Source organism: Methylophaga sp. UBA1464 (assembly GCF_002325665.1).
Classification (GTDB): Bacteria; Pseudomonadota; Gammaproteobacteria; order Nitrosococcales; family Methylophagaceae; genus Methylophaga.
Map to the genome: position 1 here is coordinate 21,712 of NZ_DCSO01000052.1, position 12,683 is coordinate 34,394.

At 44.7% G+C, this 12,683-nt stretch carries 14 protein-coding genes; all 14 read right to left on the minus strand.

What is annotated here, in order from left to right; genetic code table 11:
• Window positions 1–16: 16 nt before the first annotated feature.
• A complete protein-coding gene (locus B3O33_RS06160; protein ID WP_292359408.1) occupies window positions 17–1,888 on the minus strand; it encodes a methyl-accepting chemotaxis protein in 1,872 nt (623 codons plus the stop codon).
• Between the two features lie 179 nt (window positions 1,889–2,067).
• Window positions 2,068–2,697: a GDSL-type esterase/lipase family protein gene (locus tag B3O33_RS06165; RefSeq protein ID WP_292359406.1), complete on the minus strand. Its 630-nt coding sequence runs from the start codon at window positions 2,695–2,697 to the stop codon at window positions 2,068–2,070.
• Between the two features lie 4 nt (window positions 2,698–2,701).
• On the minus strand, window positions 2,702–3,481 hold the full coding sequence (locus tag B3O33_RS06170) for a TatD family hydrolase (RefSeq protein WP_292359404.1): 780 nt from the start codon (window positions 3,479–3,481) through the stop codon (window positions 2,702–2,704).
• A 41-nt stretch (window positions 3,482–3,522) separates the two neighbouring features.
• Window positions 3,523–3,876 (minus strand): PilZ domain-containing protein, encoded by a 354-nt coding sequence (locus B3O33_RS06175; protein ID WP_292359402.1) that lies wholly within the window; start codon window positions 3,874–3,876, stop codon window positions 3,523–3,525.
• Window positions 3,877–4,134: 258 nt separating this feature from the next.
• Window positions 4,135–4,869: a DNA polymerase III subunit delta' gene (gene holB, locus B3O33_RS06180; RefSeq protein WP_292363200.1), complete on the minus strand. Its 735-nt coding sequence runs from the start codon at window positions 4,867–4,869 to the stop codon at window positions 4,135–4,137.
• Window positions 4,866–5,501, minus strand: a complete 636-nt coding sequence (gene tmk / locus B3O33_RS06185; protein ID WP_292359399.1) for a dTMP kinase — start codon at window positions 5,499–5,501, stop codon at window positions 4,866–4,868. Before tmk ends, holB begins: the two co-directional genes overlap by 4 nt.
• Window positions 5,498–6,523, minus strand: a complete 1,026-nt coding sequence (gene mltG / locus B3O33_RS06190) for an endolytic transglycosylase MltG (protein ID WP_292359397.1) — start codon at window positions 6,521–6,523, stop codon at window positions 5,498–5,500. Before mltG ends, tmk begins: the two co-directional genes overlap by 4 nt.
• Window positions 6,520–7,350, minus strand: coding sequence for an aminodeoxychorismate lyase (gene pabC, locus B3O33_RS06195; RefSeq protein WP_292359395.1), 831 nt, complete (start codon window positions 7,348–7,350; stop codon window positions 6,520–6,522). The genes mltG and pabC overlap by 4 nt, the downstream gene beginning before the upstream one ends.
• A 10-nt stretch (window positions 7,351–7,360) precedes the next feature.
• Window positions 7,361–8,602: a beta-ketoacyl-ACP synthase II gene (gene fabF, locus B3O33_RS06200; protein ID WP_292359394.1), complete on the minus strand. Its 1,242-nt coding sequence runs from the start codon at window positions 8,600–8,602 to the stop codon at window positions 7,361–7,363.
• A gap of 94 nt (window positions 8,603–8,696) precedes the next feature.
• Window positions 8,697–8,933 (minus strand): acyl carrier protein, encoded by a 237-nt coding sequence (gene acpP, locus B3O33_RS06205; protein ID WP_014707198.1) that lies wholly within the window; start codon window positions 8,931–8,933, stop codon window positions 8,697–8,699.
• 138 nt (window positions 8,934–9,071) lie between these two features.
• Window positions 9,072–9,815: a 3-oxoacyl-ACP reductase FabG gene (gene fabG, locus B3O33_RS06210; protein ID WP_292359392.1), complete on the minus strand. Its 744-nt coding sequence runs from the start codon at window positions 9,813–9,815 to the stop codon at window positions 9,072–9,074.
• A 2-nt stretch (window positions 9,816–9,817) separates the two neighbouring features.
• The gene (gene fabD / locus B3O33_RS06215) at window positions 9,818–10,753 is read right to left on the minus strand and encodes an ACP S-malonyltransferase (protein ID WP_292359391.1); all 936 of its coding nucleotides are present in this window, start codon (window positions 10,751–10,753) and stop codon (window positions 9,818–9,820) included.
• A gap of 18 nt (window positions 10,754–10,771) precedes the next feature.
• The gene (locus tag B3O33_RS06220) at window positions 10,772–11,731 is read right to left on the minus strand and encodes a beta-ketoacyl-ACP synthase III (RefSeq protein ID WP_292359389.1); all 960 of its coding nucleotides are present in this window, start codon (window positions 11,729–11,731) and stop codon (window positions 10,772–10,774) included.
• On the minus strand, window positions 11,728–12,683 hold a 956-nt coding region (gene plsX, locus B3O33_RS06225), incomplete at its 5' end, for a phosphate acyltransferase PlsX (protein ID WP_292363201.1). The genes plsX and B3O33_RS06220, both read right to left, overlap by 4 nt.

Sequence of the window (12,683 nt, forward strand, 5' to 3'; positions counted from 1 at the left end):
TGAAATTTTATCTGTTCTAAATTTTGAATTGACTGATTTGGGTTTCCAATCCGTTTGCCAATCTGGCCAGTTCCTGACTGGTCAATGTCGTTTGATTGGTACTTTCTGCATTTTCTTCGGCAACCTGAGCAATGCTGACAATATTACGATTTATTTCTTCAGCGACAGCCGACTGCTCCTCTGCAGCACTGGCAATGTGTGTATTCATATCACGAATAGAAGTGACTGACTCAGCAATGATATCCAGCGATTGCCCTGCTTTTTCTGCTTTTTCGACACTTTGATTGGCTTGTACAAGTTCTTCGTCCATAACCTGAACAGCTTTCTCAGCCTCTGTTTGTAATCGGTCAATAATTTTTTTGATTTCTTCTGTTGAATCATGACTGCGTTTGGCAAGGGTTCTAACCTCATCGGCAACCACCGCAAAACCTCGTCCCGACTCACCCGCTCTGGCTGCTTCAATTGCCGCATTCAAAGCCAATAAGTTAGTCTGTTCGGCAATCCCCTGAATCACGCCAAGAACACTGCCAATGTTCTCACTTTCCTTTTGCAGGTCTTTTATGGATATTGCGCCCATTTCAACTTGTTTAGCGAGTTGTTTAATCCCCTCAATGGCCTCAACAACCACCTGTTTGCCTGCTTTGGTTTCATCATCAGCTGTACGTGAAGCCTCTGCAGCCTGTGAAGCATAACGGGCGACTTCCTGAACGGTAGCCGCCATTTCATTCATGGCCGTGGCAACCTGTTCGCTGTCGCTTTGTTGACTCATTACGCCGCGGCTGGTTTGACCGGTGATGACCGTTAACTCTTCAGCGGCAACATTGAGTTGGCGAGAAGAGTCGAATACTTCCTGAATCAGTTGACTGAAAGCGCCCATCATCTGGTTGAACACATCCGCCATCTGCACGATTTCATCTTTGCCTTCAACATGAGCACGCTGGGTCAGATCTTTATTTTGCTGTGCCCGTTTCATTACCTCAGCCAGTAAATTTATTGGGTTAACGACGCTACGGCTGATTAATTGAGAAAGTATTACCAAGGCAGCAAGAATGACGATGATGGAGATTATCGCTTTGATAAAGATCGACTTTTCATGCATCAGGAGTTCGTCAGCGATTTGTTCGGCAGTATCATGAAGCAAATCCTGGATCTCATATACAGTCGTTCTCATTGAACCAATCTGTCCGAGATCTTCATTAAATCCAAGTTCCTCGTATGTTTTCACCAGAGTGGTAAAATCGCTGCTGTAGTTTTGCATTAAACCTGATATTTCACGTTGTTCAAAATCACTCAGGTAGCTTTGTTGCAGGTTCTGATAAAAAACCTGCAGATTTTTGTTAAATGTATCCAGATAGTTCACGTCTTTACGTAATAGAAAGTCCTTTTCATTGCGACGTAACATCAACATATCTTTTAATAAAGTATCATCCTGAAATTTGCCCAGCATTTGTTCGGCCTCATGAACCGATGCGCGTAATGTGCCATAAAGTCCATCTGTATGATTCAGGCCAATGGTTTGCTGAGTTGCTACTATTTCATTAAAACCAGCATGATATTGTTGGAGCAATTCTAATAAATGTGAGAAATTTTCAAGCTGAATATCCTCTGATTTAAGCTGTGAATCTAAATCAGAAAGCTGTTGTTTGATAATACGGTGGTTTTCGTTAAATTGCGTCTGATATTTGAGGTCGAGGCGGTTGAAAAAGTCTTTTTCATTGATCCGTAAGCTCTGCATGGTTGTTTCTGCCTGACTGCTCAGTGTGCTCGACTGACCAATCTGCACCAGTGAGTGCATACCAAAACTTAGCATTGCCGCCAGAACAACGATACCGGTAACCATAAGACCGCTTAAAAGCAACATTTTTGCTTTGACGGATAATGACTTCATGTTGCTGTGCTCCAAAGATATCGGGAAATTATCATACTGTTTTAGATAACGTCTTCCCGTATCAAAACTTTAGAAAATCACATTGAAAAAACCGTAAAAAAATGAGATCTGTTTTCAATCACAACCCGTCGTATTGTGATTGAATAAAAACAATATTAGCGACGAAAGATAAACAGCCCCTAAGGCCTTATGGCATCCGTTTCAATCAATAAACGATAGATTGATTGAGCAAACTGCTGATATCCAAGCGCATTGGGATGTACCTGATCCGCTTTTAAAGATGAATCAGTCAATATTTCACTCAGCGCAGTTGCCTGAACTGGCACTTTATTAACTTGTGCCACTTCAAGATACAGAGGCACCGGCGCCAGATTAAGACTAAATGCAGGAACAGCCACAAGTAAAACCTGGGCACCGGAACCGGTAATTTCATCAATCATCGCCTGCAAATTAGCCTGTAATTGTTGACGGCTTTGCTTGCGAAGCAAATCATTACCTCCATGACACAAAATAACCAGATCCGGTTTAGTTTCCTGAAGCAGTTGTGATAAACGTGCCCGACCAGCACTACTGATTTCACCTGGAACTCCAGAATTTATCACTGTTCTGCCGGTTAGTTCGGCTAATACTGCTGGATAACTCTGATCGGGCTGAGCACCGGTCCCAAAAGTCAGGCTATCTCCAAATGCCAGAATGACAGCGTCTTGTTTTAAGGGTTTAAGGCTGACTGAAGGCTGGTCGCAGCCAATTAATCCAAAAACAACAACAAAAATCAGCAATAATTTTTTTTGAACACCGGTAGCATCCATGATTTCAGGCAGCCTTATTAGCGGTCGGAAACAATCGATAGAAATTTTCTGTGGTGGTTGCCGCTATCTGCTCTTCTGATTCGCCACGAAGCTCGGCCAGAAAAGCAGCAACATGTTTTACATAAGCAGGTTTATTGGTCTTTCCTCGATGCGGTACCGGTGCCAGATACGGTGCGTCTGTTTCGATAAGAATCCTATCCAAAGGTAGTTTTTTGGCGACATCCTGTAATTCACGAGCGCTTTTGAACGTCACAATTCCGGATAAAGAAATATAAAAGCCAATATCCAAAGCACGTTTTGCCGTTTCCCAGTTTTCAGTAAAGCAATGAATAATGCCACCCGCATCTCTGGCATTTTCCTGTTCCAGCATCGTCATTGTGTCTTCACGTGCTTCACGGGTATGAATAATCAATGGTTTTTGCGTTTGTTTCGCTGCGGCAATGTGATAACTGAAACGTTCGCGCTGCCAGGTAAGATCACCTTTACTGCGAAAGTAATCCAGGCCTGTTTCCCCAATTGCAATAACTTTAGGGTGATTAGCCAGATCAATAAGCTGTTCCGTACTCAGGGTCGCAGCTTCATCCACATTTGGATGAACCCCAACAGTCGCTGTAAGTTGAGGATATTGTTCTGCAAGCTGGCGAACGGCTTCAATGCTATCTTTATCAATCGCAATACACAAAATATGTTCGATATTGTTTTCAGTAGCTTCTGCGACCATCGCAGCAATGCCGCCAGGTTGGTCAGCCAGTAAATTCAGGTGGCAATGTGAATCGATATACATAAATAACTCAGTTGGTGACGGCGGATACCGTCATGTTTGTCTTACATCGTGTAGGTAGCTTTATCAGACTTTAATTTGTCGACCAGATGATTTTCAATTTTGCCGCGAACGACATTCGCGCCGCCATCACCTTCGCTGAAATGTACGCCTATGCCTGCAGCCTGATTTCCTTGAGCACCTTTCGGGGTTATCCAGGCAATGGTCCCGGCAATTGGAATTTTCTCAGCCTCATCCAATAAGGTCAGCAGAATAAAAACTTCCTCGCCCATTTCATAATGTTTATTCGTGGGGATAAATAAACCACCGTTTTTGAGAAACGGCATAAAAGAATGATACAACATGTTCTGATCGCTTATTTTCAGCGAGAGGATACCTTTACGTGGATTCATACCCATAAAAAAGACTCTTTAATTATTTGCCGGTACGAGACTGCCAGTTTACTGAATTCGTATCTGAGATACGCATTACTGAAACCATAAAGTCCTCTATTAACAATGTCTTGTTGTAGTTATTTTGAGACGATATTAGCTTTATTGTATTCACTATGCAATCAACGATCTGCCAGTATTGCTGTGTTTCACTGACTTCAGCATATCCCGAATAATGGTTTTTGAGCCGGGTTTTAATCGTTGATAATAATTGGTGCATGACTTTCAAGAGATNNGCTGCCATTGATTAGCAAGTTGGACGGGGTTTGTCTGTTGCAGCAGCAGCTGATCAAAATCCTGCTGAATCTGCTGATACGCCTGCCACTCATTACTTTCAAGGGCTTTAACGATAGCAAACGGGGCATCCTGGGTTAATGACGAGATTTTCTGCAGTTGCTCGACATCTGTTGAAATTCCTTCTGAATCAAGCCATTGCATCGTTATTGAGTAGTCAGGTGCCGACATATGCATTTGCTGGCAGCGGCTACGAATAGTGACAGGCAACCGATGCACTGCATCCGTAGTTAAAATCAAAATTGTATTGTTCTGAGGCTCTTCAAGCAGTTTTAATAAACTGTTGGCGGCACTATTGGTCATCGCATCAGCCGCTTCAATAACGACCGTTTTCCATTTGGCGATGCTCGGCGTCAATGACTGTTTTTCTTTCAGCGCACGGATTTGTTCTATTTTGATTGATTTACCCGCTTCTTCAACACTGATCGTCAAATGATCCGGATGATTCCCCGCCTGCATGATCTGACAGCTATGACAGACACCACAGGCGTGAAATTGATTGTCTACGTTTAAACATAAAAGGCTTTCAGCCATTTTGGCAGCAAATTGTGCTTTACCTAAGCCTGCAACACCGGTTACTAAAATGGCATGCGGCAGGCGCTGCTTATCGACTCTGACAACAACATGCTGCCAAAGTGTTTGCTGCCATGGAAAAAGCTCCGTCATAAACCTGATTTATCCACTAACTGATCAAGCTGTTGACTAAGCTGTTGTTGAATAGCAGCAATACTCTGGCTGGCATCTATTAACTTGATGCGCTCCGGCTCAGCCTCTGCGCGAGCCAAATAGCAGTTTTTCACACGTTCAAAAAAAGCCTTTTTTTCCTGTTCAAAGCGATCTTTTTGCTGCTGGCGTTGCTCAACACGTGTTTGCCCAAGCGCAACCGGTAAATCAAATAAAAATGTCACATCGGTCTGAAAGCCTTGCAAGGTCCACTCAGCCAATTGACGAATTCGCTGTTCGTCAATCCCTCTGCCCCCGCCCTGATAGGCAAAAGTGGCATCAACAAAACGATCAGACACGACCCAATCGCCGCGCTTTAACGCTGGCAGGATGACCTGTTGGATGTGTTCGGCACGCGCGGCAAACATCAGCAGTAATTCGGTATCTTCTGCCATCGCCTGATCCGTTGGCTTAAGCAGAACTTCACGGATTTTCTCTCCCAACGGAGTACCGCCCGGCTCACGTGTGACGACAACGTGTTTACCCTGATATCGTAAATAATCAGCAATAAATTGCAGCTGCGTTGATTTACCAGCACCCTCGATGCCTTCAATACTGATGAATTTTCCGTTCATTGGGTTAACCGCATATTATTCCAGTACTGCCTGACGGCACGATTATGGTCTTCAAGATTATCTGAGAAAACATGACCACCATTTTCAGCCCCCGCTACAAAATACAGACTGGTTCCTTCCGCCGGATTCATCGCTGCTTCAATAGACTCTTTACTGGGTAAACAGATTGGCGTCGGTGGCAAACCAAAACGGGTATAGGTATTGTATGGCGTATCGGTTTGCAGATCTTTTTTACGGATATTGCCATCATAACTCTCACCCATTCCATAGATAACCGTGGGGTCTGTCTGTAAACGCATACCTTTATCCAGACGTCTGACAAACACACCGGAAATTTCTGGTCGTTCTTCAGGAATGGCACTTTCTTTTTCAATAATAGAAGCCATGATCAGGACTTCATACGCCGATTCATATGGTAACTTTTCTGACATCTGTTGCCAGGCATTTTCCAGTTGGTTCTGCATTTTCTGATGCGCTCGACGTAAAAACTGTACATCCGTGGTATTGGCAGGAAAGTGATAAGTCTCAGGTAAAAACCAGCCTTCAACCCGTTCATTGTCAATAGCCAAGGCTTCGCGCACTGTTTCATTGTTCAGTTCGTTCAAAGTGATTTTGAGTTTTGGATGGGCCAGCATTTTTTCAAATAATTGATTTGCCGTCATCCCCTCGATAATAGTCAGCGAATATTGAACGACTCTGCCACTAATAAAGAGGTTTAATAAATCAGGCAACGTAGCATCAGCTTGAACCCTATACTCACCTGCTTTGATCTGCTGCGCATTACCTTGGAGTCGAGCATAGATATCCAGATAGACACTGGGAACTGGACTCAAACCACTATCGTATAAACGTTGACTGACTTTACTGATGTTATCACCGGGATTGATAGTAAAAATCGTATCATCTTCGATCAGATTCACTGGCTGATGCAGAAATCGTTGATATTCACTCCAGACTATCAAAGCAATAATCGCTATGAACACCAGTAAAAAAAGTAGTTTGATAGTTAAAGGTATTTTCATTGGTTTCTGTCTAATGAATTTAAAGCCTTCTGCAGCTTCTGGGTGATCGGACCGTGACCAAGATCCCTATTGAAGTCTGTGATATGTATAACCGGCCAGATACCCAGTAGACTGTTACAAACAAACATTTCATCAGCTGAGTTAATATCATCGATAGTCAGTGAGGTAATATGAACGGGCATCTCCAGTTTTTCAGCCAGGTTAATTAGCTGCTTACGCATAATACCAGCGATTCCACAGCTTGAAAGCTCAGTCGTGAATAATTTATTGTCCTTCACCAGAAACACATTTGACATGGTACCTTCGATTAGCCGATCTTGATAATCCAACATTAAACCTTCGGCAATCGTCTCATCCCGCCATTCATTTCGGGCAAGGATCTGTTCCAACCGGTTGAGGTGTTTGATTCCCGCTAAGCTTGGATTGATTGCTAAACGCTGATGGCAGATACGTACTTTGATGCCGGAAACATTATGAACAGGGTAAACCGGCATGGCATGGCTACTGATAATGCGGGTAGTTTGCATATCAGCTTCATAACGATAGCCTCTGCCACCTGAGCCACGAGTCAGAATAATCTTGACTACGGCATTGTGATTTAACTGCTGACAGACAGATTGAATATCTTGAATCAGTAACTGTTGTTGTTCTGCTGAAAAACCAATTTTCAGGCGATCACAACCTTCTTTTAAACGGGAAAGATGATCAGATAAAAATTCCAGTCCACCATGACGATAGGCGATGGTTTCAAATAAACCATCGCCATATTGCAAGCCACGATCCGCGACATCGATTCTGTTTTCGGGTTGGCCGTTAATCAGAATCATGTCGTGTCAACTAACTGAGTTTTTTGAAAATAACAGTACCGTTGGTGCCGCCAAAACCAAATGAATTCGACATGGCAATATCAATAGTCATTTGTCTGGCAGTATGTGGTACATAATCCAGATCACAAGCGTCATCCGGGTTGTCCAGATTGATAGTGGGGGGTGCCACCTGATCGCGAATCGCCAGAATACTGAATACCGCTTCTACGCCTCCGGCCGCGCCTAATAAGTGACCAATCATGGATTTGGTTGAACTGACAGCTACCTTTTGTGCTGAATGGCCCAAAGCGGTTTTAATCGCTTGGGTTTCAGCCACATCACCAGCAGGTGTTGATGTGCCATGAGCATTTATATAACTGATGTCTTCCGGGTTGATGGCTGCATCATTCATTGCATTTACCATGCAACGTGCTGCCCCCTCTCCGCCCTGTGACGGCATGGTCATGTGATAGGCATCACTGCTCATACCTGAGCCGACTAATTCAGCATAAATCGTTGCGCCCCGCTTTTTAGCATGCTCATATTCTTCTAATACGAGCACACCAGCACCATCACCCAGGACAAACCCGTCACGATCTTTATCCCACGGACGACTTGCAGCAAGTGGATCATCATTACGTGTTGATAAGGCACGCGCTGCAGCAAAACCACCTAAACCGGTTTTCGATGTAGCCATTTCGGCACCACCGGCGATCATCACATCAGCATCACCATACTGAATCATGCGACCAGCAGCCGAAATACAATGTGTGCCAGTAGAACAGGCAGTAACAATGGCGGTATTAGGACCTTTCATGCCATACATGATCGACAAATTACCGGAGATCATGTTGATAATGTTACTAGGCACAAAGAAAGGCGAAATTTTACGTGGACCACCATTCAGAAAACTGTCATAGCCGGCCTCGATACCAGGCAAGCCGCCAATACCCGAACCAATAACAACACCAATACGCTCAGCATTGGCATCAGTCACTTCGAGACCAGCATCTTTAATTGCTTCCACTGCGGCTGCAATGCCGTAGTGAATGAAAGTATCCATTTTCTTGGCGTCTTTACGAGAAATAACTGTCTCAACATCAAAGTCTTTGACGCTAGCACCAAAACGAACTGGAAAATCAGTTACATCAAATGATGTGATTGGTGCCACACCACTTTTGCCTGCCAGGATGTTATCCCAGCTTTCTGCCACCGATAAACCGACCGGTGTTACCGCGCCCAGCCCGGTAACCACAACGCGTCTTTTAGACATCAGCTTTCCTCTTGCGAATCTTCTCTATAGATACAACGTAGCCGCCTAGCATGACTTGCACGCTAGACGGCTACATCTGAAGCAATCTGTAATATTAAGACTGTACAGAATTAATATAAGCGACAGCTTCTTTTACTGTGGTGATCTTTTCAGCTTCTTCATCAGGAATTTCACATTCAAATGCTTCTTCCAGTGCCATAACCAGCTCAACAGTGTCCAGCGAGTCAGCACCCAGATCATCAATAAATGAAGCATCGGCAGTTACTTCATCGGCGTTTACACCCAATTGTTCGACAACAATTTCTTTTACTCGAGCTTCAATATCACTCATAACATCTGTTTCCTTTGGTGGTTAAGTACAAACAACGTGCTGGCATTTTATAGTGCGAGCACTGCGGAGACAAGCTGGAAGCCTTGTCCGAAAATATCTCCACAATAAAAAAACCTGAGTCTCTGCAGATTCAGGCCCTCAATTCATATACATGCCGCCGTTTACATGCAGCGTTTCGCCGGTAATATATCCTGCTAAAGGACTGGCCAAAAAGCTGACAGCAGCGGCAATTTCTTCTGCCTCACCGAGGCGTTTGATCGGAACCTGTTCCAGTAACGCTGTTTTATGCGCTTCTGGCAGACCACTGGTCATATCGGTATCAATAAACCCTGGCGCAACACTGTTTACAGTAATACCGCGTGCCCCGACTTCACGAGCCAAAGATTTGCTAAAGCCAATCACACCCGCTTTAGCTGCGGCATAATTAGTTTGACCAGCATTCCCCATCACACCAACAACGGAGGTGATATTAATAATTCGGCCCCAACGGGCTTTGGTCATCGCGCGGACGCAGCGTTTACTCAGTTTAAAAATAGGTGTGAGATTGGTATTGATAATATCGTCCCATTCTTCATCTTTCATGCGCATCAGTAAATTATCACGGGTAATTCCGGCGTTATTGACCAGAATATCCGGCGCAGAAAATTCTGTTTCAATCGCTGTGACGGCCTCATCAATCGCATTATCCTGCGTGACATTCAATACCATGCCTTTGCCCTGAATGCCTGCTGATTGCAAATATTCACTGATGGCAGCGGCGCCATTTTCTGAGGTGGCGGTGCCGATAACCGTTGCACCCTGCTCGCCCAGACTCAACGCAATGGCACGTCCGATACCACGGGTGGCCCCCGTTACCAAAGCAACTTTACCTTGTAGGCTCATGATTATTCTCCTAACGCTTCTTGAGTTTTCTGCAGAGTTACTGAATCAAATACCGGTAAAGCCTGCAAAGATTTATCGATACGTTTGCTCAGGCCAGCCAGGACTTTCCCCGGTCCACATTCAACCAGCGTATCCACACCCTGTGCAGCAAGCCATTCGACCGTTTCAACCCAACGAACCGGATTGTATAACTGTTGTGCTAATAATTGACGAATTTCATCAGGATCGGCAGTTGTGCTCACACTTGTATTATGAATTACAGGAATTTGGGGAGCTTGAAGAGTGACGGATTCCAGCTCTGTAAGTAATTCTTCAGCAGCCGGACGCATCAAAGCACAATGCGAGGGTACGCTGACAGGTAATAGCAGAGCACGTTTTGCGCCTTTTTCAGTCGCAATTTCAACAGCTTTATCAACGGCAGATTTGGTTCCGGCAATCACTACCTGGCCCGGTGAGTTAAAATTAACCGCTTCAACGACGCCTATATCACAGGCTTTCTGACAGACAGCTTTGACGACATCATCGTCCAGACCAAGTATAGCCGCCATAGCGCCCTCACCTGAAGGAACGGCCTGTTGCATCAATTGACCGCGTTTTTCGACCAGCTTAATGGCTGTTTTAAAATCCAGAGCCTGTGCTGCTACCAGTGCAGTATATTCACCCAGGCTATGACCTGCCAGATAAGCTGGCTTATACTGGCTCGTCGCCTCCCAGCAACGCCAGACAGCAATACCGGCGGCCAGCATGGCTGGTTGGGTTTTATCAGTTTGATTTAATTCAGTTTCAGGTCCGTTTTGAACAAGTGACCATAAATCATAACCAAGGGCCTCACTGGCCTCTGAAAATGTTTGCTGAACTTGCGGAAACCTTTCAGACAACTCGGCTAACATGGATACTGATTGAGAACCCTGACCGGGAAAGACAAAAGCTGAATGCATTGCTAAAAACACCTCAGATTAATATTTGATGAGCGCAGAGCCCCAGGTAAACCCACCACCAAACGCTTCAAACAACAATGTTTCGCCGCGCTTGATACGACCATCACGCACGGCTACATCTAAAGCCAGTGGAATAGATGCCGCAGAGGTATTACCATGGTCTTGAACGGTAACGACAACACTGTCCATGGACATGCTCAATTTTTTGGCTGTCGCCGCAATAATTCGGATGTTCGCCTGATGCGGGATCAGCCAATCAATATCGTGTTTATCTAATTGATTAGCTTCAAGTGTTTCGTCGACGATCTTACTAAGGGTTTTGACGGCCACCTTGAAAACTTCATTGCCTTGCATTTCGATATAAGCTGGATCTTCGGTTATAGCACTGCCTGGCCCGGTCGGCACATGTAACAGATTATTAAAGCTGCCATCGCAGTGGATATGTGTAGACAGTACACCAGGCTCAACAGAAGCCTGAAGCACGACGGCACCCGCTCCATCACCAAATAACACACAGGTATTGCGGTCAGTCCAGTCGACTATGCGCGACAAGGTTTCTGCTCCAATAACCAGTACATTTTTAGCACTGCCTGACTTAATAAACTTGTCGGCAATAGTTAATGCGTAAACAAAACCCGTGCAAACGGCCTGAATATCAAACGCTGGACAGCCATGAATCCCCAGCCGTTGCTGAACCAGTGCTGCGGTGCTTGGAAAAATGCGTGTCGGAGTTGTTGTTGCGACAATAATCATGTCAATGTCGCGAGACTTTAATCCTGCAGAAGAGATGGCATTTTTGGCAGCAAAGTACGCTAAATCAGTTGTGGTTTCGTCAGTGGCAGCAATATGTCTTTTTTTTATACCGGTACGATCGGTAATCCACTCATCACTGGTTTCAACCATTGATTCTAAATCAATGTTTGTCAGAAATTTTTCCGGTAAATAGCTGCCCGTCCCGGCAATTCTGGAATAAATCACAATACTTGTTCCTCTAGAAGAGTTTCAAGATGTCTAGTGATATTCTTCGGTACGTCTTTTCTGGCTTCAAGAATGGCAATATTTATCGCATTGGCGAACGCAAACGCGTCAGCACCACCATGACTTTTGATCACGATGCCTTGTAAACCAATCAAATTGGCTCCGTTAAATGCTCGAGGATCGAGTTCTTTACTGAAATGTTTCAAAACCGGATAGGCAATCAAACCGGCAATTTTAGTGAAAATATTACGACTAAATGCCTGACGCAGATAATGACGAATCATATGCGCGACGCCTTCACTGGCTTTTAACGCCACATTACCAACAAACCCATCACAGACCAGTACATCAACTTCGCCATGGTAAAGACCATCACCTTCAACATAACCATAATAATTCAAGTCTGTTTTAGCCAATAAACGAGCCGCTTCTTTTACCCGTTCATTACCTTTAATTTCTTCAGCACCAACATTAAGCAGGCCCACTGTCGGATTTGGTTTTCCATCAATCAACTCGGCCAACACGGAGCCCATTAATGCAAATTGCACCAGATGTTCGGCTGTGGAGTCCACATTGGCCCCAAGATCGAGAACATAGGTGTGTCCACGCATGGTGGGCAATGCTGTAATGATGGCTGGACGTTCAATTCCTGGCAGGGTTTTTAATACAAAACGTGCCGTTGCCATCAATGCGCCGGTATTGCCGGCACTGATACAGGCAGCAGCCTGCCCTTCTTTTACAAGATTTATGGCCACCCGCATTGAAGAATCTTTTTTACCGCGAAGTGCTGATGAAGGGGCTTCATCCATGCCAACCGTTTGAGAAGCATGGTGAATTTTAATCCGGTGCTTGTCAGCAAACTGATGTTTGGCTAACTCTGCTGATATGGTGGCTTCATCGCCCACCAGAATCAGTTCTACATCGGTATGCCTTTCCAGCGTTGATATGGCAG